Annotated in this window: 20 protein-coding genes and 1 other RNA gene; 2 read left to right on the forward strand and 19 right to left on the reverse strand. The window is 52.0% G+C overall.

All coding sequences use genetic code 11. The features are described from left to right. Positions 1-28: 28 nt before the first annotated feature. The 3 genes from typA to FPL14_RS03740 all read right to left on the reverse strand — a co-directional run bounded on the left by typA (position 29) and on the right by FPL14_RS03740 (position 3,404). Positions 29-1,870: a translational GTPase TypA gene (gene typA / locus FPL14_RS03730; RefSeq protein WP_182301760.1), complete on the reverse strand. Its 1,842-nt coding sequence runs from the start codon at positions 1,868-1,870 to the stop codon at positions 29-31. A 223-nt stretch (positions 1,871-2,093) separates the two neighbouring features. After that, a complete protein-coding gene (locus tag FPL14_RS03735) occupies positions 2,094-2,576 on the reverse strand; it encodes a hypothetical protein (RefSeq protein WP_182301761.1) in 483 nt (160 codons plus the stop codon). Positions 2,577-2,717: 141 nt separating this feature from the next. Further along, positions 2,718-3,404 (reverse strand): TerC family protein, encoded by a 687-nt coding sequence (locus FPL14_RS03740; protein ID WP_182301762.1) that lies wholly within the window; start codon positions 3,402-3,404, stop codon positions 2,718-2,720. Positions 3,405-3,525: 121 nt separating this feature from the next. On the opposite strand from FPL14_RS03740, the gene FPL14_RS03745 reads away from it, so the two are divergent. After that, positions 3,526-4,269, forward strand: coding sequence for a TerC family protein (locus FPL14_RS03745; RefSeq protein ID WP_182301763.1), 744 nt, complete (start codon positions 3,526-3,528; stop codon positions 4,267-4,269). Positions 4,270-4,302: 33 nt separating this feature from the next. Here FPL14_RS03745 and thiI read toward each other — a convergent pair whose 3' ends face one another. The 6 genes from thiI to FPL14_RS03775 all read right to left on the reverse strand — a co-directional run bounded on the left by thiI (position 4,303) and on the right by FPL14_RS03775 (position 8,400). Then, positions 4,303-5,529, reverse strand: a complete 1,227-nt coding sequence (gene thiI / locus FPL14_RS03750; RefSeq protein ID WP_182301764.1) for a tRNA uracil 4-sulfurtransferase ThiI — start codon at positions 5,527-5,529, stop codon at positions 4,303-4,305. Continuing rightward, a complete protein-coding gene (locus FPL14_RS03755; protein ID WP_182301765.1) occupies positions 5,526-6,704 on the reverse strand; it encodes a cysteine desulfurase family protein in 1,179 nt (392 codons plus the stop codon). Before FPL14_RS03755 ends, thiI begins: the two co-directional genes overlap by 4 nt. Before the next feature lie 29 nt (positions 6,705-6,733). Beyond that, the gene (locus tag FPL14_RS30690; protein ID WP_182301766.1) at positions 6,734-6,847 is read right to left on the reverse strand and encodes an AgrD family cyclic lactone autoinducer peptide; all 114 of its coding nucleotides are present in this window, start codon (positions 6,845-6,847) and stop codon (positions 6,734-6,736) included. Continuing rightward, positions 6,822-7,502: a lytic transglycosylase domain-containing protein gene (locus tag FPL14_RS03765; RefSeq protein WP_229263765.1), complete on the reverse strand. Its 681-nt coding sequence runs from the start codon at positions 7,500-7,502 to the stop codon at positions 6,822-6,824. The genes FPL14_RS30690 and FPL14_RS03765 overlap by 26 nt, the downstream gene beginning before the upstream one ends. 102 nt (positions 7,503-7,604) lie before the next feature. After that, positions 7,605-7,817 (reverse strand): DUF1540 domain-containing protein, encoded by a 213-nt coding sequence (locus FPL14_RS03770; RefSeq protein WP_182301767.1) that lies wholly within the window; start codon positions 7,815-7,817, stop codon positions 7,605-7,607. Between the two features lie 82 nt (positions 7,818-7,899). After that, positions 7,900-8,400, reverse strand: coding sequence for a DUF3907 family protein (locus FPL14_RS03775; protein WP_182301768.1), 501 nt, complete (start codon positions 8,398-8,400; stop codon positions 7,900-7,902). Between the two features lie 226 nt (positions 8,401-8,626). Between FPL14_RS03775 and FPL14_RS03780 the strand changes: the two genes are divergently transcribed. Continuing rightward, positions 8,627-10,522, forward strand: coding sequence for a S8 family peptidase (locus tag FPL14_RS03780; protein ID WP_182301769.1), 1,896 nt, complete (start codon positions 8,627-8,629; stop codon positions 10,520-10,522). Between the two features lie 66 nt (positions 10,523-10,588). Here the strand turns inward: FPL14_RS03780 and rnpB are convergent. The 10 genes from rnpB to glyQ all read right to left on the reverse strand — a co-directional run bounded on the left by rnpB (position 10,589) and on the right by glyQ (position 21,752). After that, an RNA gene (gene rnpB / locus FPL14_RS03785) (RNase P RNA component class A) lies at positions 10,589-11,020 on the reverse strand. Positions 11,021-11,109: 89 nt separating this feature from the next. Next, a complete protein-coding gene (locus FPL14_RS03790; protein WP_182301770.1) occupies positions 11,110-12,225 on the reverse strand; it encodes a Nif3-like dinuclear metal center hexameric protein in 1,116 nt (371 codons plus the stop codon). Then, entirely contained in the window at positions 12,192-13,001 is an 810-nt protein-coding gene (locus tag FPL14_RS03795) for a tRNA (adenine(22)-N(1))-methyltransferase (RefSeq protein WP_182301771.1), read from the reverse strand. Before FPL14_RS03795 ends, FPL14_RS03790 begins: the two co-directional genes overlap by 34 nt. A gap of 2 nt (positions 13,002-13,003) precedes the next feature. After that, on the reverse strand, positions 13,004-13,900 hold the full coding sequence (locus FPL14_RS03800) for a hypothetical protein (RefSeq protein WP_182301772.1): 897 nt from the start codon (positions 13,898-13,900) through the stop codon (positions 13,004-13,006). Between the two features lie 18 nt (positions 13,901-13,918). Next, positions 13,919-15,061, reverse strand: a complete 1,143-nt coding sequence (rpoD, locus tag FPL14_RS03805) for an RNA polymerase sigma factor RpoD (protein ID WP_169279922.1) — start codon at positions 15,059-15,061, stop codon at positions 13,919-13,921. A gap of 34 nt (positions 15,062-15,095) precedes the next feature. Next, positions 15,096-16,922, reverse strand: a complete 1,827-nt coding sequence (gene dnaG / locus FPL14_RS03810; RefSeq protein WP_182301773.1) for a DNA primase — start codon at positions 16,920-16,922, stop codon at positions 15,096-15,098. Between the two features lie 85 nt (positions 16,923-17,007). Continuing rightward, positions 17,008-17,478: a YaiI/YqxD family protein gene (locus tag FPL14_RS03815; RefSeq protein ID WP_182303832.1), complete on the reverse strand. Its 471-nt coding sequence runs from the start codon at positions 17,476-17,478 to the stop codon at positions 17,008-17,010. Positions 17,479-17,958: 480 nt separating this feature from the next. Beyond that, positions 17,959-18,765: a pyruvate, water dikinase regulatory protein gene (locus FPL14_RS03820; protein WP_182301774.1), complete on the reverse strand. Its 807-nt coding sequence runs from the start codon at positions 18,763-18,765 to the stop codon at positions 17,959-17,961. Between the two features lie 25 nt (positions 18,766-18,790). After that, entirely contained in the window at positions 18,791-20,872 is a 2,082-nt protein-coding gene (gene glyS / locus FPL14_RS03825) for a glycine--tRNA ligase subunit beta (protein WP_182301775.1), read from the reverse strand. Beyond that, entirely contained in the window at positions 20,865-21,752 is an 888-nt protein-coding gene (gene glyQ / locus FPL14_RS03830; protein ID WP_182301776.1) for a glycine--tRNA ligase subunit alpha, read from the reverse strand. Before glyQ ends, glyS begins: the two co-directional genes overlap by 8 nt. Between the last annotated feature and the right edge of the window lie 264 nt (positions 21,753-22,016).

Below are 22,016 nucleotides of genomic sequence, written 5' to 3' on the forward strand. Positions count from 1 at the left end.
ATCGGTCGTTACGTTAAGCCAGCAGCGATTAAACTCCGGTTTCCGCCATGCGGCGTTGTTTCTCGGATCTGTCACGCTCGCTTTTATTAAGCACTTTTTTGCGAAGGCGTATGCTCTTCGGCGTAATTTCGCACAGCTCGTCGTCGTTCAAATACTCAAGCGCTTCTTCAAGCGACATCAGACGCGGCGATTTCAGCTTTACCGTTTCTTCCTTGTTGGCAGTACGGATATTGTTCAGCGCTTTTTCTTTGCAAATATTAACGATGATGTCGTTATCGCGCGTATGCTCGCCGACGATCATCCCTTCATAGACGTCCATACCAGGCTCAAGGAACAAAATACCGCGATCTTCTACGGACATCATACCATACATTGTCGATTTCCCAGTTTCGCTCGCGATGAGCACGCCTTGATGGCGTCCGCCGACTTGACCGCCAACCATAGGACCGTAGTTGTCGAAAGCATGGTTCATAACGCCGTAACCGCGCGTTAAGGTCAAGAAATTCGTACGATAACCGATCAATCCGCGCGCAGGAATCAAGAATTCCAGACGTACTTGGCCCGTACCGTTATTGATCATGTTAACCATTTCGGCTTTGCGCGTTCCCAAGCTTTCCATTACCGATCCCATGCTCTCTTCCGGAACATCGATCAGCAAGCGCTCGATCGGCTCGCTCTTCACGCCGTCAATGACTTTAAGAATAACTTCCGGCTTAGATACTTGGATCTCGAAGCCTTCGCGACGCATGTTCTCGATCAAGATACCGAGATGCAATTCCCCGCGACCGCTCACGACGAAGGCGTCCGGGCTGTCCGTCTCTTCGACTCGCAAGCTGACGTCGGTTTCGATTTCCTTGAATAAGCGCTCGCGCAGCTTACGCGAAGTTACCCATTTGCCTTCGCGTCCAACGAACGGGCTGTTGTTAACGAGGAAAGTCATTTGCAGTGTCGGTTCGTCGATTGCCAGTACCGGCAATGCTTCAGGCTGCGCAGGATCCGCAATCGTTTCGCCGATATTGATTTCCTTCAAGCCCGCGATCGCCACGATATCTCCGGCCGCGGCCTCTTCGACCTCGATCCGCTTCAACCCTTGGAAGCCGAACAGTTTCTCGATCCGAGCTTGTTTAACGGCGCCTTCGCGATCGATAACCGCGACGACTTGGCCTTGCTGAATACGTCCGCGGTTAACGCGGCCGATCGCAATACGCCCCATATATTCATTGTAATCAAGCAAAGTAACGAGGAATTGCAACGGTTCGTCCGGATTTTCTTTGGGCGATGGAATGTGTTCGAGAATCATCTCGTACAGAGGTTCCATTGTCGACTTCAAGTCATCCGGCGTATTGCCCGCGATTCCGTTCAGACCCGAAGCGTATACGACCGGGAATTCCAATTGGTCATCGGATGCTTCCAACTCGATGAACAACTCAAGAACTTCGTCGACGACTTCGACAGGGCGCGCGGCTGGTCGGTCGACTTTATTGACGACGACTACCGGGGTTAAGCCTTGTTGCAATGCTTTGCGCAATACGAACTTCGTTTGCGGCATACAACCTTCGAACGCGTCAACGACCAAAAGAACGCCGTCAACCATCTTCATGATCCGTTCTACTTCTCCGCCGAAATCGGCATGTCCCGGTGTATCAACGATGTTGATCAGCGTATCTTTGTAATTAATAGCCGTGTTTTTCGCCAAGATCGTAATGCCGCGTTCTCTTTCGATGTCGTTGGAATCCATTGCGCGATCCTGCAACTGCTCATTATCGCGGAATGTTCCGGATTGACGCAACAATTGGTCAACCAGTGTTGTTTTACCATGGTCAACGTGGGCAATGATTGCGATATTACGAATTTTGTCTCTTGAATGCATACTTCCACTCCTCGTTTATCTCTGGTCCCCCAGACGTCATAAAGCCTTTTACTCTAGGGTTCTCTAAATCCACAAAACAAAACGTCGACTCGAGGCCGACGTTAATGAGCATCACCGGTACGATTGACTCAGCGTGATCCAAAAGTTCTAAACTGGTCCTCAACCATTCTATTGTACGCTAGGTTGGGTAAAAAGCCAACTATTTATAGAACTTCGTATGAAATTACCAGGATTTCGGCCGACGAACGACAAGCCATACCCCGATGCCGATCAGCGCGGCAGCCAGCAGATAAATTCCCCAAGTCCAGATCAAGGTCATGCAGAACAAGACGAGCGAGACTGCCGCCAATCCGACCGCGATCGACCAGATTTGCTTGGAACGGCTATAGCCGAACACGTAATATTCATAAAGCCCGACAGCGACCGCGAACGGGAAGAAGGGCCATAAATATTTCATCGAACCCCACCCGAACCAGTTGCCGATCAACAAAATAATCGATACGACTGTCAAGATCCCCGCGGGAATCAATGCGACGGAGGGAACCATGCGACCGAAATACAGAACATGAAGCAATAAACCGGGAATTAAAATAAACAGCGGCCAGAACACGGCGCCGATAAACGCGAAAACTCCCAATTTGCCTAGAAGAATTATCAATCCAACAGCCACGACTCCGATTCCGACTGCGGCGGATTGTCTGTTCACGATGTTTCCCCCACTTCATTCCATTCTCTGCACGCTTCAAGTTACGGAACGTGACATCTATTTCTTTAGTTTAATGGAAGTCCGGGGAAAAAACTAGTTCATGAAAGCAAAATTTTCCCTAAAGAGCTTCAATTTCGCGGACTATGCAGGAAAATCGCCATTGCGGACTTTGCTTTGCCGTCGCAAGATCAAAGCAAGCACGATAAGCAGCGCCACCGTAACGAAAGGAAAGAACTTTTCGAATTCAGGTTGAAGCTGTTCTACGTAACGCCGCATCCCCGGATCACCAAGTGCCATTTCGGCAGCCGTATAGCCAAGCAAACCTCCGCCCAAATAGAGCAAGCCCGGCAATCGGTCAAGAACCCGCATAATGAACGAGCTGCCCCAAATAATAATCGGGATGCTCATTACGATGCCGATAATGAGCATTGCCGTATCTCCGTTCGCAACCGCCGCTACCGCGAGCACGTTATCCAGACTCATGACGAAATCCGCGACTACGATCGTCCATATTGCCCCTGCGAGCGTCGAGGCTGCCGGCGTATGAGCCGATTTCTCCTTATTGTCCAATAGCAATTGCAAAGCAATAATAAGCAGAAGTACGGCGCCTGCCGTTTGAAGAAACGGAATATGGAGCAACGTAATCGCGCCTAGGGTCAATACGATTCGTAATCCGATTGCCGCCAGCGCTCCCCACCAGACAGCCTTCCGCCTCTGGTCGGCAGGCAGCCTGCGGCCGGCCATCGCGATAACGATGGCGTTATCGCCGCTAAGGAGTAAATTGATCATGACGATTTCCAGAAAAACAATTAACGTTTCCATCCCCATACGGACACCCCCTCTTACCAGTTTTATGTACAAGCAAGAGCGGATATGTTGACGCATTTTTTTGAATCTAATTTGAAATGGGGACGTATTACTGCATGAATTATCAGGGGAGGGACTTATCGTGGAGCTATTCGGATGGGATCTACTCAGCGTGGATTTCTGGTCAATCTTGCTAACGATCGTTTTTATCGATCTTCTGCTCGCAGGGGATAACGCAATCGTAATCGGTCTCGCAGCCAGAAACTTGCCGAAAAACTTACAGAAGCAGGCAGTCATCTGGGGAACCGCAGGCGCCGTCATCATAAGAATCGTTGCCACCATGCTCGTCGTTTCGCTTCTCAAAATTCCGTTTTTGCTTGCCATCGGAGGAATATTGCTTCTATGGATCGCCTACAAGCTGCTCGTGCAGGAAAATTCGCATGGAGACATCAAAGCAAATTCCACGCTATGGGCAGCCATTCGGACGATTGTCATAGCGGATGCGGCAATGGGCCTCGATAACGTTATCGCGGTAGCCGGAGCGGCCCACGGAGATTATTTCCTGGTTATCCTCGGATTGATCATCAGCATTCCAATCGTCGTCTGGGGCAGCACGTTATTCATCAAGATCATCGAGAAATACGCATGGATTATTTATATCGGTTCCGGCGTTCTCGCTTATACCGCCGCCAAGATGATTACGCATGAAGGAGAGTTCAAGCAAATCTTCATCGACAATCCCGTTTTCAGTTGGATTTTCATCGCCACGTTAGTCGTGCTTGTCATCGTCGCCGGAGTCTGGACGAATGCGATACAAGCAAGGAAAGCTCAGCAAAACAAGACCTTACCGCCGCTAGTCGCAAAAGAAAGCCGTGAATCGCATTAATGCGCTTCACGGCTTTTCCTTAATTACCGAGATTTAGAACCACGCGTCTTCTTCTTTCGGCTCTCCCGCGGACTCTATATCTCCGTCTTCTCTAAGCACGAGTACTTCGGTTCCTAGCACGGCCTCCTCGATCAGTCGCTCGAGCTCTTCGCCCATATGAGCTTCAACCCGCTCGACGAGCGCAAGGTTCGGATTGGTGGCCGGAGATTTCGGCACGAACAAGGTGCAGCAATCTTCAAACGGCAAGATCGACGTCTGGAACGTCCCGATTCGTTCGGCGCAGTCGATAATGTCCTGCTTGTCCATCATGACAAGCGGACGCAGCAGCGGCAACGAAGACGAGCGTCCGATGACGTTCATGCTGCCAAGCGTTTGGCTGGCCACCTGTCCGAGACTATCGCCGGTTACGATCGCTAATGCGCCATTCTGCTCGGCCAATCGTTCCGTAATTTTCAGCATGGAACGCCGCATTAACGTAATGATTAAGCTATCGTGACCGGACTGGGCTAGTTTCGTTTGCAGTTCCGTAAAAGGAACCAGATGCAGCTTGATCTTACCGCCGTAATAGGCCAGCCTCTTCGCGAGGGAAATGACCTTCTCTTTCGCTTGCTCGCTTGTGAACGGATAGCTATGGAAATGGACGGCCTCGATCTTCAATCCTTTTCTCATCGCCATCCAGCCCGCGACCGGACTGTCGATGCCGCCCGAGAGCAGCAGCATGCCTTTCCCGTTCATCCCAAGAGGGAAACCTCCCGCCGCCTTCTCGACCTCGCAGTAAATATATGTGCTTTCATGCTGGATATCGATCTTCAACTCCACATCGGGAGACCTTACATCCACTTTAAGATCGGGAGTGTTGCGCAGCACGTGGGCTCCGACCAAATGGTTCATCTCCACCGAATCGTGAGGGTATTGCTTCCACCCGCGCTTCACGGATACTTTAAACGTTCTCGGTGCCGGGCTTAAGCTTCTCATCAATTGAAGCGAAGTCTCGCGAATGACTTCCAAATCGTGATCGGAGCTGATTACCGGACTAAAGGTCTGAATCCCGAAAATATCTTTCAACCGATCGCCTACTTGCTCGTAGCTCTCGCCGTTCAAATGAATGTATACCCGAGCGTACCCTCTAACAAATTCTAAATTCGGCATTTCCTTGAGCGCCGACTTGATCCGCGTAAGCAGCATCGCTTCGAAACGATTGCGGTTGCGTCCTTTAATCGTAATTTCGCCGAATCTTACCAATACGAGATCGTATTTCATTTCGAATTCCTCTCCAACGGCTTCAGCTTGGCTACCACCATTTTGAGCCTCTCGCCTAAAATTTCGATGTCTTCCATCGCGTGTTCATCTCCGAAGCTGATCCGAATGCTTCCCGAAGCGCGATCCGAGGCGTGTCCCATGGCTAGAAGCACCCGGCTTGGCTGCAAGCTCTTCGATGAACAAGCGGATTGCGTGGAGACGAGGATGCCGTGTTTCTCCAGCATATGAATGATGACCTCGGGCCGCATGCCGGGATAAGATAAGTTCACGATATGAGGTGCGGTCCGGGACTCGGCGTCGGCCTCGTCCGAATGTACGCCATTTAAGACCAGTTCGGGAATATCGGCTACGATACGGAGCAACCTTTGTCTCATCGCGTACATATTTTCCCGTCGGGATTGTTTGCTCTCTTCCGCGAGTCTTAGCGCTTGGGACATCGCTACGATGCCGGGAACGTTATGAGTCCCCGAGCGAATCCCCTGTTCTTGATCCCCTCCGCTTAACAACGGAGCGAGTTCAATCCCTTTCTTGACGAGCAGAAAACCTAATCCTTTCGGACCGCCGAATTTATGGGCGGAGCCGCTATATAAGTCCACGCCCCATTTTTTCCAAGAAAACGGAACCTTCCCGACGGCTTGAACTCCGTCAACGTGGAACCGAACATGCGGATATTCGGATAATCTTCTTCCGATCTCGGCTATAGGTTGAACGACGCCGGTTTCATTATTAACCTGCATAACGCTAACCAGCACCGTATCTTTGCGTATCGCTTTCACTACGTCTTCGGGATTAACTTTCCCTTGCCCATCGACGGGCAAAATCGTCGTTTCGATTCCGAACGTTTCCAATTGGCGGAAACTCTCGTATACGGATGCATGCTCCACCGCAGTCGTGACGATATGTTTGGAAGTTCGGGCTGCCTTATTCACGGAACCTTTGATAGCCAAGTTATTGCTTTCCGTCCCACCCGATGTGAAAACGACCTCTTCGGGCTCCGCTCCCATGCGTTCGCCGATACTCGCTCTCGCCCGATCGACCAGCTTCATCGCCTCGGCGCCGGACCGGTGAAGCGCTGCGGGATTTGCGTAGTGCAGCTTCATAAGCTCGCCCATCGTCTGGATCACGATCGGCAGCATCGGAGTCGACGCGCTATGATCATAATAATACGATTTCATTCCTATTCCCCATTCCGTACTCCATGGAATTATTCATAAGAAAAGGACCAACAACGGGAGCAGGCATTGGCCTCCCCCGTCTTGATCCCCATAAGTGATAGTAAGGATGATGTCAGATCAGACGCTCCATTGACTGGACGCATTCAGAACCTTGCGCACGTAATTCTGCGTCTCCGTAGGCAGCAAATGAAGGTTCATCGCGAGATCCTGATCGTTCTGGATTCCCGAACGGTCAACGCGTCCCGGTCCCGCATTATAAGCGGCTAAAGCGGTGGATACGTTGCCATCGTATTTGCGAAGCAAATAAGATAAAAATCTGGTCCCGCCATCGATATTCTGAGCCGGATCGAAGGAATTGCTTACTCCCAATCCGCGAGCCGTGTCGTCCATTAATTGCATGAGTCCTTTGGCGTTAGCCGAAGAAACGGCATTCGGATTAAAAGAAGATTCCGACTGGATAACGCCTTTGATCAATGCGGGATCGACGCCGTACTTAGCCCCGGCGGCGGTAATCAAATCGTCGTAGGCCGAGGACGAACCATGATCGTCGGTTAACGCTCCTCCCCAAGAAGCGGTAGGCATAGCAATAGATGAGATGCTCCCTAACTGCGAGGGTAAACCATAAGTTGTCGACTGCGCGGAATCGGTCGTCGATAATTGGCTCAGCAATAGTTCGAATAGGCCGGAGCTATCGCTTGCCGTTCCTTTCGTTGCTTTGCTGCTTAACGGATTCATCTCCGTCATCCATTGCGCGAGAAGCATTTGCTTCAGAATACGTGGATCCGTCGTTACATTCACGTCGGTTAGCTCCCGATAGTCAAATTGTAAGTAATTCCATTGTACAACAAACTACCGGAGGTCGACTAGTCCCGACAAAACCCGATCTCTCGTCCCTTAGAACTATTTTTCCCCATTCGGTTTGAACGTTAGGCAACAAGTAACGGAAGAAGTCGGCGCCGAGTCCCGATGAGTGAAAAATTCATCCGCGAATTCCTCATTCCAACGATGGCTGGCGTGAGAATCCACTTCGATCGCGATTTCCTGTGCCCCGCAACGATTTCCTTGATTCCAATAAGCGCAATTATTGACGCTGCAAGCTACGCCGTTCGGCATAAATAAATCACCCCCCTGTCCTATTGTGTACCCTATGGATGAGGGTATACGGACAGAAGGGTGGAGGTTGTAGCTATAATTGTTATTTAGATTGGCTTTGCATGCGGCGATGCGTTAAATAATCGCTTTCGTAATAAGACAGATCATCGCGCAGTTCTTCGTATACGCGGGAGATGTTCAGAATAACGTCGCGCGCGGCGCGAACCGGCTTAGACCGGAAACGAATCGCGTCTTGTCCCGTGTAAGCGTAACGTCCATCTTCGGAATAACATTCGTTTTTCGGATAGAAGAACGAATTCACGCCGTTGTGGTACACCTCGTACAATGCGCGTTCCGCTAGCTCGTTATCGAAGTTTGGACGTCTAAGTACGGCGCCAAGCTTCTCGTAAGCCACTTCCGAAAAAACGAGCAAATGACGCAGATCGGACAATAAGCCGCTGTAAAAGAGATTGCTGTCGGGATTGTCGGTTTGCGCAAGCTGCTCAAGCGCGTTGTGGTTTAAGAAGTGTTCGATCGGATCGATCGCCGCCTTTAATTTATCTCGGCTGGATTCGGCAAGCGCTTTAATATTAGTAGCTGGCATGGATTGTTCCCCTTTCCATTGTGCAAAACATATCCTTAAAGTAGTAGATGGGTATCAAACGAAATAGTCTCGCAGTTGGATCTGGCGAAACTTTAATTATCGTAACATAATTCATGAGGAAACGGTACTGGCAAGGGTAAAAAGTGCTGTATATTTTTATGGCTTCTCCTTCATTCTAAGTAACAATGAGCTCCCTTCTTGGAGGGATGTAAAGGAGAGGTTCCAGTTGCGCCGTAATACGATTATCGGAATTTTGTGCGCGTTGGCCGTCGTTCTAATCGCGATCCCCCTCGTACCGTCTTTTTACCGTTCCGTTCAGCGCGAGCCATACGCTTCACCGGCCCGCGAAACGCCGCCCAGCCCTAAACAAGAGGCATCGTATAAACTTCAAACGGTAGAGCGGGATATGGCCGCTACCGAACGTTTATCCCGCGCGCAGGTCGTTCGGGACGTGAGAAATTTTCTTGGGGACAGCGCCAAGCGATCTTCGCTCCAATCGTTCCAAACTCTTCTTGGGACGCACCCCGAAATTTTGTATGCGGAGCAGAGCAATGGGCGCCATTGGGAAAAAGCGGGAAAAATTCCTTCGGAGCTGGCCCGAACAGCCGAACCTCATCTGGCCAAAGCCCGTCAAACTTTGAAGAAAAGCGAGAGCTACTCATCACCTACTTTTACCCATAAAGGGAAAAGTTATTTCGTTTTTTCTCAACATGCGCCCGACCGAGCCGAACAATCCCTTATCGTGCTCGTTACGTCCGAAGTCATCCAAGCGGTGGAACGGCATCAACGCCGCAATATGCGCCTCGTGCCCTATCCGCCCGAAGGCCGCTATCGTATCGAGTCCGTCGTACCGGGCTCCAATGCGGAGACTACCGTGCGTACGGGGGAGGATAACGGCAATGCCAGCCATTACGCGGTGGACGAGATCGTCGTTAAGTTTCGATCGCCGCTTACGGAGCGCCAACTGTTGCAGCTCCGCAAGGATCTCCATTTGACCGTCGTGCGGTACACAGGGAAAACCTACGTATTCCGCTCCAAGAAACATGATACGAAAGCGTTGAAAAAATACTTTCACGATAAATTCGACCCCGAGTTCGTTGAGCCTCACTACCTTTATTTAACGAATGACTGGGGAAGCACGCCGAACGGCGTATCCGACGGATCAAGCAATCAACCGCCGGAAGGCGCGTCCATCGTACCCAATGATACACTCTATTCGGAATACCAGTGGAATTTGCCCGAAATCGCTACGGAAAACGGGTGGAAAATTTCCAAAGGCAGCGCCGACGTCGTCGTCGCCGTGCTCGATACCGGCGTCCAAGCCGACCATCCCGATCTTAAGGGACGTCTCGTGCAAGGAGTGAATATCGTGGATCCTTCCAGCCCTCCCGAAGACGACGTCGGACATGGTACGCACGTAGCCGGGATTATCGCTGCAGAGGTCGACAACAACGAAGGCGTCGCGGGAATGACTTGGTTCACGAAAATCATGCCCGTCAAAGTGCTCGACAGCTCGGGAGCAGGCTCCACTTATTCCGTTGCCGAAGGCATCATTTGGGCTACGGATCATGGAGCGAAAGTCATCAATATGAGCTTGGGCAATTATGCCGAAGCGGAATTCCTTCATGACGCCCTTAAATATGCTTACGAGCGGGGAGTCGTATTGGTTGCGGCCAGCGGTAACGATAATACGGATCGGCCCGGTTATCCGGCAGCTTATCCGGAAGTCATCGCCGTATCCGCTACCGATGCCGACGAATCCCGGGCGGAATATTCCAACTATGGCGATTACATCGACGTCGCCGCTCCGGGCACTTCCATTCCGAGCACTTACCCGGGCAGCCGCTATGCGGCGTTATCGGGCACGTCGATGGCTTCCCCTCATGTCGCGGCGCTAGCTTCGTTGGTACGAACGGCAAATGCCAGCCTAACGAACGCCGAAGTCATGGAGCTGCTTAGGCGTACGGCCAAAGATCTTGGACAAAGCGGCAAGGACAACGACTTCGGTTATGGGCAAATCGATGTCCAAACCGCTCTGCAAACCGCTAACGTGTCCAACAACTCCTTACAGCTCTTTCCTTTGCAAGTTCGGAAGCAATTAGAGCGTCTTGGCGGCGGTTAATATACGGGTATATCAAAAAAGCCTTCCCGCAAAAAAGCGGGAAGGCTTTTCGATTCATTAAGTAAGCCGGAAAGCTTGCCGTAAGCCGGGTTCTGTACTTCAAGTGGTCATAGCGGACTGCTCGAAGGCAATCCTCCCACGGACTGAAGCGACAATCATCTTTCTAGGCCGCACATTGCTATACGGCTCAAGCGACCAACCCGAACGCACCCCGGGCTAGGGCTGGCGGTTGCCTGCGTTCTCCTCGGTCTTGCTCCAAATGGGGTTTACCAGGAGCAAAGTCGCCAGTGCTCCTCGTGGTCTCTTACACCACGGTTCCATCCTTGCCTGTTTCTCTACCCCGAATCTAGTTCGGGAGAATAGAGATCATCGGCGGTCCATTTCTGTGGCCCTGATCCTTCAGCTCGCGCTGACTGGACGTTATCCAGCATTCTGCCCTGTGGAGCCCGGACTTTCCTCTCGTGGCGCGAAGCCACCAGCGATTGTCTGTCAAACTTTCCGGTTTGCATCGACTAGTATACCGCGAATCGCCTTCGCTGACAACGGGAATGAATGGAGCCCTTGCCAAACGACTTGCCATTTGCTAATTATCGCAATTGAAAAGGCTCGGTATCGATCTGCGACGCAAATACTTCCGTAGCGTAGCCCTTAGCTTTCAGCTGCTCCGTCAACCATTGCGCGACGTTAGGCTTCATGATCTTCTCGGCATGGTGGCCGGGATCGATGATGGACATCCCCGCGGCCAATGCGTCTTGGGCGGAGTGGAAATCGATATCTCCGGTAACGAGCACGTCCGCTCCGGCGAATTGGGCGTGACGGATATATCTCGCCCCGGATCCGCCTAGAACGGCGACTTTGCGAATCGGCTTCGAGCCGTCCCCGACCATTCGCACGAATGGAACTTGGAAGGCCGACTTTACGCGCTCGGCGAACCGATCCAAGCTCTCCGTCGCGGGGAGCACGCCTACTCTGCCCAGTCCGAACGATCTTCCTTTCAAATCCATACTGTACAGGTCATATGCTACTTCCTCGTAAGGATGCGCTTTTAGCATAGCGGAAATGACTTTTTTCTTTGCGCTGAGCGGAACGACCGTTTCCAGTCGGATTTCCCGTGAGTCGGCCAACTTCCCTTGCGTACCGATAAAAGGGTTGCTTCCTTCCCGCGGAAGGAATGTACCCGTCCCCTCGATGTTAAAGCTGCAATGGCTGTAATTGCCGATCCAGCCGGCCCCTGCGGAGAAAATCGCGTCCCTGACTTTCTCGTGGTGGCTTTCCGGAACGAAAACGACCAGCTTGTATAGCTTATCGGTATGAACCTCTTCCAACACTTCTCTGCCGGCAAGCTCAAGCGCCTCTGCCATCCAATCGTTAATGCCGCCCTCGGTCGTATCCAGATTCGTATGGGAAATGTATACCGCGATATCTTTACGGAGCAGTTCGGCCGCTAGCGCCCCCGCGGGCGTATCCGTCCGCAAATGGGCCAGCGGGCGGTAAATAACCGCGTGGTGCGCTATGATGAGCTCCGCCCCTAACTTTGCGGCTTCCTCTACCACCGCCGGCGTAACGTCCAGCGTAACGAGCACGCGGCGCACTTCCTTCGCAACCGACCCTACCTGCAGCCCGATCTTATCGTCCGGTACGGCATAATGCTTGGGAGCTAGTCGCTCCATCAATTGGAGGATCGTTTCTCCACGGGCAAACATGACAGCACCTCCCGGATTTCTCTAACGTCCTCTTCCCATTCTCTAGCTTTCTCCGCCGCTTCGGGAGCTGTAGCATGCTTAAGCTGCAAAATAACTCGTTCCCGCTTCGCGATCTCTTCTTCCCACTTCCGAAGGAACTGTTCCGTTGGATGCCGTAATAGCAACGGTCCCATATCATACATCAACGCGGACGATATTTTCGCGATTGCAGGAGCAAGCGTCTTCTCGTCATATAGACGCGCATGGGATTCCTTCGCCTCCGAAGGATCCGACGAGCGAACGGCTCTCATAAGCGTATAAATAATCCCGTCTTCCTCCAGCAGCATTTCCCGATCCAGCACGAAATGATGCTTGACTAGCCAACGTCTGACGGCATCTTCCGCTACGTGGGGAGAGAGCACGAGCGTACGAACGCCGTTTAAGCGATCCCCCGCCTGATCTAGTATTCTGGCCATCAGACTGCCGCCCATGCCGGCTATCGTTACCGTATCCACTTCTCCGGGAGAAAGAACGGACATCCCGTCCCCTAACCTGACGGACACGACTTCTTCCAAGCCGGCCTCCGACACTTGGCGCTTGGCTGCTTCGACGGGTCCGGCATGAACGTCTCCGGCTACCGCATAGCTGATTTGACCTTGCTGAGCTAAATAAACCGGGAGCAGAGCATGATCCGTCCCGATATCGGCGAATCGCGCCCCTTGCGGGACCCATTCGGCCAATGCCGATAACCGGCGAGACAGCTTCAGCCCTGCTCCGTTTCCTTTAAGTTCCTTCATTTTTAAGCAACCCATTCCATCCATTGTTTGCGTAATCGGAACAATGCTACGCCCATGATTACGATCTTGATTATGATTTCCAACTGAATCCATTCTATCTGAACGCCGAACAATGCCGAGTATACCTCCGGCATGAACCACAGCACTAACGATGTCGCGAACAGCACCGTTCCCGTAGATTTATACTTCACATGGAGAAACCAGCTGAGCCAGCAAAACAACAAAGCCGCGGGTATCCAGTACACTTGGGTTTCCAGCAAAGACGGTCCAGAGGCGTGCCGAGACAATAACAGCGTATATAACACGACGATCGCCATCCATCCGAACCAATGCACGACGGCGTAACGAAAAACCAATCCGCTCGTTATCCATACCGCGGCGCATATTCCGAGCAGCCACAACGGACCGGCCCCATCCATCCAACCGTTAAGTTGCAAGATCAGAAATCCGACACCGCACAGGAACGCCATCCCCGCTCCCATGTTGATAAGCCCTTTTACCGGATTATCGGCCTTCTGCTTAGCCCCGAACGTAATAAAAGCCGCCGAAACGACGCCCGTTATCCCTATTTGCAATAGCAAAGGAAACACGCTAAAATGAAGTACAATAAAACAAATCAAGGCAAAACTTCCAAATGCAAGGAGCCAATACTTACCTGAAGCCTGCCCGATTTTTTTGACGGCATTCCCCACATAACTTAGCGGACGTTCATTCAAATCTTCCAAATAGATGTTTTGCAGGAAGTCGCAATATTGCTCCGGCAATAGCTTGCTGCGGCGCCAAGATTCAATTTCCTTCACGATGAGATTGCGTTTCTCTTCATCCAAAGCAGCCATGCCGTCGATCCCCTCTTCCCTTTTGAAGAAAAAGACCTTCAACCATATCGGCAAAGGTCTCAATCACGTGTTTATCCTTGTTTATTCCAAGAAATCCTTCAACCGCTTGCTGCGGCTAGGATGACGCAGTTTCCGCAGAGCCTTGGCTTCGATCTGGCGGATGCGTTCACGGGTTACGCCGAATACTTTGCCGACTTCTTCAAGAGTGCGCGTACGGCCGTCATCCAATCCGAAACGAAGACGGAGCACGTTCTCTTCCCGTTCGGTCAGCGTGTCCAGAACGTCTTCCAACTGCTCCTTGAGAAGCTCGTAAGCAGCTGCGTCCGCCGGAGCCAGCGCTTCTTGGTCCTCGATAAAATCGCCAAGGTGGGAATCGTCTTCTTCGCCGATAGGAGTTTCGAGCGACACCGGCTCTTGCGCGATTTTCATGATTTCCCGAACTTTATCTACGCTTAATTCCATCTGTTCCGCAATCTCTTCAGGAGTCGGCTCTCTTCCGAGCTCTTGCAGCAATTGACGCGAGACGCGAATCAATTTATTGATCGTTTCCACCATATGAACGGGGATCCGGATCGTTCTGGCTTGGTCGGCAATCGCGCGAGTAATCGCCTGTCTGATCCACCATGTCGCGTAAGTACTGAATTTAAAGCCCTTGTCATGGTCGAACTTCTCGACGGCTTTCAACAAGCCCATATTGCCCTCTTGGATCAAATCCAAGAACAGCATCCCCCGTCCAACGTAACGCTTCGCGATACTGACGACGAGACGCAGGTTGGCTTCCGCCAGCCTTTTTTTCGCTTCTTCTCCGTCCGGTCCGCCGATTTCGATCTTCTTGGCAAGCTCGACTTCGTCGTCCGCTCCCAGAAGGGGGACACGGCCGATTTCTTTCAAATACATCCGAACGGGATCATTGATTTTGATGCCGGGCGGAAGCGAAAGATCGTCGTCGAAATTAAATTCGTCGCGCTCTTCCTCTTCTCCGCTGCCATGTCCATGGCGTTCGCGGCCCAATTCGTCATGATCGTTCGACACCTCGATACCGATATCCGCCAACTGCTCGAAGAACTCGTCGATTTGCTCCGGATCTTGATCGAATGGCGACAGCTTCTCCATGATGTCTTTATAGGTCAAGGTAGATTTTTTCTTGCCTTGTTCAATCAGTTGGGCTTTGACCTGTTCTAGCGTCGATTCCGTTTCCAGTCCGGTGTGTTGATCGTTTGCCATTTCCGACTCCCTCCTCCCTGAGAAACCCGCGCAATCAAAATTGCTTGCGCTGTTTTTCCAGGGCGATAATCTCTATACCCATTTGTGTTGCACGTGAATAGTCGCCAGCTCGCTGGGCGCGGTTTAATTCTTCGGTCAAACGTTCCACTTCCCGTGCAAGAGAAGCGCGACCGATCGTACGGATGCAATCTTCCAGTTCCCGCTCGCCAAACGGAATGTCTATTAATGCAATGGCACTGGCGGTGCGTTCTAATCGGTCGTCTTGCAGAACCGCGACGAACCTGCCAACATCAGGATCATTGTTTTGGGCGTAAAAAGCATATAAATAAGCAGCTAAAGCCGCGTGATCCTCAACATGAAAACGTTCGCCAAGCTTCTGCTGAACAAGGAGCGCCGTCTCTTTATCCTGCATCATCCACGAAAGCAGTTGGCGTTCCGCATTGACATGCGCGGCTCCCAGTGGAGGGTTCTTGGAGGCAGATCTCTTTTCATTCCATTCATTATTCCACGATCCGGCTGGAATATCCCCTGCGTTTCCCAATTTCTCCTGTTGCCTGAATTCGTAGCTTTCCTGCTTCAGCGTATCGAGCGATACGCCGAACTCTTGGGCAAGCTCCTTCAGCAGCAGCTCCCGTTCCGTTGGAGAATCTCGTCTCGCTACGATTCGAACCGCATCGCGCAGATACCTAATCCTTCCATCTTCTTCTAGGAGTATATGGGATTTCCTTAAATATATAAGCTGAAATTTGACCGCGGAAACCGCTCCTTCAATGAATTCGCGAACGAACGGCTCATCGCCGTGGGTAGTGATGTATTCATCCGGATCCATTCGGTTCGGCAGCACGCTTACCCGAACGCGGAATCCTGCCTCTTCCAGCAAGGGTATGCTCTTGTGCGCGGCGGCTTGTCCTGCATCATCTCCGTCATAGCATAAAATGACTTCGTCAGCGAATCGTTTCAACACGGCCGCATGTTCGTTCGTCAACGCGGTTCCCATCGTCGCCACTCCGTTATGGACGCCTGCCGACCATGCTTTAATGACATCCACGTAACCTTCGAAAAGAACGACCTGTCTAGTGCGCCGTATCGAAGGACGCGCTTCATGCAAGCGGTATAGCGTTCTGCTCTTATTGAAAAGAGTCGTCTCGGGAGAGTTCAAGTACTTGGGCTGCCCGTCCGACAGCAACCTTCCCGCGAATGCGACGATCTGCCCGCTTGCATCATGAATAGGAAACATGATGCGATCCCGGAAGCGATCGACGTAACCGTCGGAATCTTGCCTTCGCGACAACAAACCCCCGGCTTCCATTTCCGCAGGCGCGTAACCTTTGCGCTCCAACGCTTGCGTAAGGGTATCCCATCTCGGCGGCGCGTAGCCGATACCGAACTGTTCGATCAACGTATCGTTAAATCCGCGGGATAACAAATACTCCATTGCCGGTTTCGCAATTTCCATATTCCGCAAAAGATAATGATACAATTTCGAGCTGTATTCATGGGCTTCATGAAGAATTTTCTTTTCCTTATGGAATGCGGAAGGCTCCTCATGATTAGCGGTCGTCCACGTAATGGGAATGCCAGCTTCTTCGGCTAGCGCTTTGACCGCTTCCGGGAACGTTTCCCCCTCCATCTCCATAACGAATTTAATAACGTTGCCGCCTTTACCGCAGCCGTAGCAATGAAAAATTTGCTTTTCCGGGGTAACGGTGAAGGATGGCGTTTTCTCGGAATGAAAAGGACAGAGACCCTTCAAATATTTACCGTTCTTGGTCAGATGAACGTATTTGCCTACCGTTTCGGAAATTTCATGGCGGCTCAACACTTCATCGATAACCGACTGCGGTATCATTCCGTAATTCATGGAATTCACCTTATTTCCCAGTGCGCGCGAGGACAAGAACAAGTAGGTTGTCCAATGGTCGCTTGCTTGCACGTAATACAATTCGCTATAGGTCGGGATTCTCCTGCAACCCTCGCAACAGAGTTGTCAGTTTTTGTTGAAACCGATCCCGATCCTCGTCGGTGAATGCCCTCGGTCCCTTCGTGCGCATGCCTCCGCGACGTTGCCGGGCCGAGAAATGACGCTGATCCAGCAAGCCATCGATGTCAGCTTCGCGAATTTCCTTGCCTCTTGGCGTCAAGACGGCCGATCCGCGCGCCAACCCTAACGCCGCCAATCCATAATCGCCCGTGACCAGAATATCGCTCTTGGTTAGTACGTTGGCGATATAGAGATCCGCCGATTGATCGCTAGCGTCGACGGTGACGACTTCAACGGACGGCTCCGGCACCAATACATGCGCATGGCTCGAAACAAGGAGCGCGGTTGCTCCGCAATTTCTCACCGTTCTGGCAATTTCCGACTTGACCGGACAAGCATCGCCATCCACCACAACCCTATGACGCTGGACAATCATCGACATCACCACACGATTCACCCAAAGTTTGCCGTATTATTATATACGCTAACGGGATTCGAAAATCCTGCAATACCCCATCAAATTTTATGTTCCCCATTTCATATGCGTTTGAAAACATTTTCGGGAACGCCTATCGGATGAAAAAGAAGCAAACCATTCGACATATCAACATTTTTCGACAAACGACATGCTAAACAGAATACACTAGAACGTAATATTTCTCCTAGATTGCACCGAAATCGTTCATAAATTGCTCACATTTTAGCCGTGCAAGCCTACATCCATCTCATCACTAGATCTTATTACCTATAAATCTTGTCCGATTAATCCTAATGATCCGCGCAATTAGATCTACTCCTTAGCTATCATCGGCGCATTCCCTTTTAAATAAACCTTTTGAATTATTGTTCCTAATAATAACTAAAAGAGAACCTCGCGGTTCTCTCCGTCATACGGCATTCATTCAGGTCATCTTCGTTAAGCTTGCAGGTGTTCCAGTATAAGACTCGCGGTCTCCTCCACCGCTTTATTCGATACGTCGATCACCTTGCACCCGATTTTGTCCATGACTTGCTTCGCGTGTTCCAATTCCTTGCGGATCCGCTCGGATGTCGCATATGGAGCGGAATCGGGCAATCCCAGTGCCTTTAGTCGCTCTTTGCGAATAGCGTTCAGCGTTTCCGGGCTGATCGTCAAGCCGATTACCTTGCTCGGAGAAGCGAGATACAATTCCTTGGGAGGCACGAGCTCAGGGATCAGCGGCACGTTCGCGACCTTAAACGTTTTATGGGCGAGCACCATCGAAAGCGGCGTTTTGGACGTTCTCGATACGCCTACGAGAACGATATCCGCTTTGAGGATACCGGTAACGTCGCGAGCGTCATCATAGCGAACCGCGAATTCGACGGCCTCTACCTTGCGGAAATAATCCGCGTTAAGCACATGGTTCAAACCGGGTTCGTGCCGGGATTCGTGTCCTAGCGTGCGCTCCAGATTGTCGATGAGCGGACCGAGCAAATCGATGGCCGTCAATTGCATTTTCCTAGACTGATCAACCATATAATCGCGCAAGAAAGGTATTACCAACGTATAGAGCACGATGCTGTTATCCGATTGGGCAGCCGCGAGAACCGAATCTATGCCTTCGCGCGTCTGAATGAACGCCGCGCGGCGTATTTGCACCGATAACGGATGGAATTGAGCTGCGGCAGCGCGTACCGCAAGCTCTCCCGTGTCGCCGGCAGAATCGGAAACCACATATACAATCACGCTAACTTGCGGCATAAGATCTGCTCCTTCCATTGGATCGTCAACCCGACAGCTTGGAGAAATTCGCGAATTGTTTGACGTCGTCCGCCGCTAACGCCAAGATCGCCAGACGGTTACGACGCAAAGCTTCGTCCTCCGCCATGACCATTACCGCCCCGAAGAAGGCAGCCACAGGACCGCTTAGAGAAGAAAGCGCGGATAAAGCTTCATCCATATTAGCTTGGGCTATTGCCGTCAAGTAACGGCCGTGCGCTTGTTGCCAAGCTTCGTACAGCTCGCCTTCCGCCGCATCCGCGAACAGATTGGCATCCACTTGCTTGGAGTCGGCTTTCGCGGCCAGATTGCACACCCGGTTAAAAGCTTCTACGGCCGGACGGAATTCCGCTTTGCCGCTCTCCGAGTTCGCCGCCTGCAAGGCATGGGCGCGAAGCACCGTGCGACGTACGTCCGCAACGCCAGCCCCGAGCACGGCATCCACGACGTCATACCGAATCGCTTGGTCCGAAAGGACGTTCTTAACCCGCAACGCGAAAAATTCCTGCATGTCTTTGTTAATGTCGTAAGCTTCGCGTTTCAATCCTCTGGCCGCATGAACGTCCAGAGCGATCTCGAACAGTTCCGCGAGCGTGATTTCCAGTTCGTGCGCCAGCAGCGTATTGACGATTCCGGCAGCTTGCCTGCGAAGAGCATAAGGATCCTGCGAGCCCGTCGGGATAATGCCGATCGAGAAACATCCCGCGATCGTATCCAGCTTGTCGGCGATCCCGACGATGGCGCCGATTAAACCGGCCGCAGGCTTGTCGCCCGCATTGCGAGGCGAGTAATGTTCATTGATGGCGCGGGCGACGCTGTCCCGCTCTCCGGCTTTGCGGGCATAATCTTCGCCCATGATGCCTTGAAGCTCAGGGAACTCGTATACCATCTGCGACACTAGATCGAACTTGCAAATGTCCGCCGTGCGGCTTACGTCGGCGAGATCATCCTGTGCCAATCGTAAATGCCGCGCGATCCGATCCGCGACGATCCGAACCCGGCGGACTTTATCCGCAACGGTGCCCAGTTCCTCGTGATAGACGATATTCTCAAGCTTCGCCAGCGCATCGTTAATGACTAGCTTCTTATCTTCCTCGTAGAAGAACTTCGCGTCGGACAGACGAGCGCGAAGCACTTTCTCGTTGCCTCTGGATACGACGTCAAGAGACGCGTTATCCCCGTTGCGCACCGTGACGAAGTGCGGAAGCAATCGGCCTTCTCCGTCTAATACCGGGAAATAGCGCTGATGCTCGCGCATCGAAGTGATGAGCACCTCTTGCGGAATTTGCAGGAATGCCGGATCGAATGAGCCCGTTAGAACCGTCGGCGTCTCCACGAGGAACAATACTTCTTCGAGCAAGTCTTCCTTTACGGCGATATTCCAACCGCGTTCCGCGGATAAGCTTTGAATGCCCGCTACAATGGCTTTCTCGCGTTCCGCAACGTCGACGATCACGTTCTGCGCGCGCAATCTCTCGACATAAAGCTTCGGTTCCTCGACGACGGTATCCTCTCCGAGGAATCGGTGCCCCCTCGTGACGTTGCCGGTCGACACTCCCGTAATTTCGAAAGGAACGATTTCCTTTCCATGTAGGGCAATCAGCCAACGGATCGGACGTACATACCGCAGCTCGTAATTTCCCCATCTCATATTTTTAGGGAAGGTCAACGACGTAACTAACGCCGGCAACGCGTCCGGGAGCAAAGATGCCGTCTCGACGCCTAGACTGCTCTTCTTGGCGTAAACGTACTCGACGCCCGCCAATTCGCGAATGAACAAAGATTCGGGATCTACGCCTTGGCTGCGCGCGAATCCTTGAGCCGGTTTGCTAAGCGCTCCGTTCTCGTCGTATGCGATTTTACGGGAAGGGCCTTTGACTTCCTCGCTAATATCCGTTTGCTTATCCGCGAGGCCGATGATATGAACCGCTAACCTGCGCGGCGTCGCGTAAGTTTTAACTTCGTTATAGTCCAAACGGCTGTCCGCCAGCCATTTTTCGGTCTTTTCCTTCAGTTGGTCCATTGCGCCCCGAACGAATCGAGCGGGCACTTCTTCCAATCCGATCTCCAATAGCAAATCTCTAGCCATTGTTCACCGCTCCCTTCTTCAGCAGCGGGAATTCCAGCCGCTCGCGTTCCTGCAAATAAGTAGCCGCAACCTGTCTGGCCAAATTGCGTACCCGCGTAATGTAGCCCGTTCTTTCCGTTACGCTGATTGCCCCTCTAGCGTCCAATAGGTTGAACGCATGGGAACACTTCAACACGTAGTCGTAAGCGGGGAAAACTAGGTTAACGTCCATCGCGCGCTTGGCTTCGCTCTCGTACGTCGAGAACAATTGGAACAGCATCGCCGCGTCCGACACTTCGAACGTATATTTGGAATGCTCGAATTCCGGCTGTTTGAACACGTCGCCGTACGAAACGCCTTGTACCCATTCCAAGTCGAATACGTTTTCTTTGTCTTGAATGTACGAGGCCAACCGTTCCATCCCGTACGTAATTTCTACCGCAACCGGATGGCAATCGATTCCCCCGACTTGTTGGAAATACGTAAATTGGGTAATTTCCATTCCGTCGAGCCAGACTTCCCAACCGAGTCCCCATGCGCCGAGCGTCGGAGACTCCCAGTTATCTTCGACGAAACGAATATCGTGATGCAACGGATCGATGCCGAGCTTCTTCAAACTTTCCAAATAAAGCTCCTGGATGTTATCCGGCGACGGTTTCATAATGACTTGGAACTGGTGATGCTGATAAAGCCGGTTCGGATTCTCGCCGTAACGGCCGTCTGCCGGTCTTCTGGACGGCTCTACATACGCAACGTTCCAAGGTTCCGGTCCGATCGCGCGAAGGAAAGTCATCGGGTTCATCGTTCCCGCGCCTTTCTCCGTGTCATAAGGCTGCACGACGATGCAATTCTGTTCTGCCCAGAACTGCTGCAGCGTCAACGTCATTTGTTGAAAGTTCATTCGTTATTCGCTCCTTTGGCATTGCTGCTCATAATAAAAAGCCCCCGTCCCACGTCTGCCTTGGCAGACATAGGGACGGGAGCTGAACATTCCCGCGGTTCCACCCTACTTGGTTTCCTTCCGGTGACGGCTGCTAGCGCCGCTTCGCCGAAGGATACCCTCCTCATTGTCGCGATTCTCTCCAGAGCGCCTTCGCCGATCCGTAACTCCGGGCTTGCACTCTCCCCGGCTCGCTGCTGCTCACGGTGTTCGGTTACTCTTCTC

The organism is Cohnella cholangitidis, from assembly GCF_014107495.1.
GTDB classification, from domain to species: domain Bacteria; phylum Bacillota; class Bacilli; order Paenibacillales; family Paenibacillaceae; genus Cohnella; species Cohnella cholangitidis.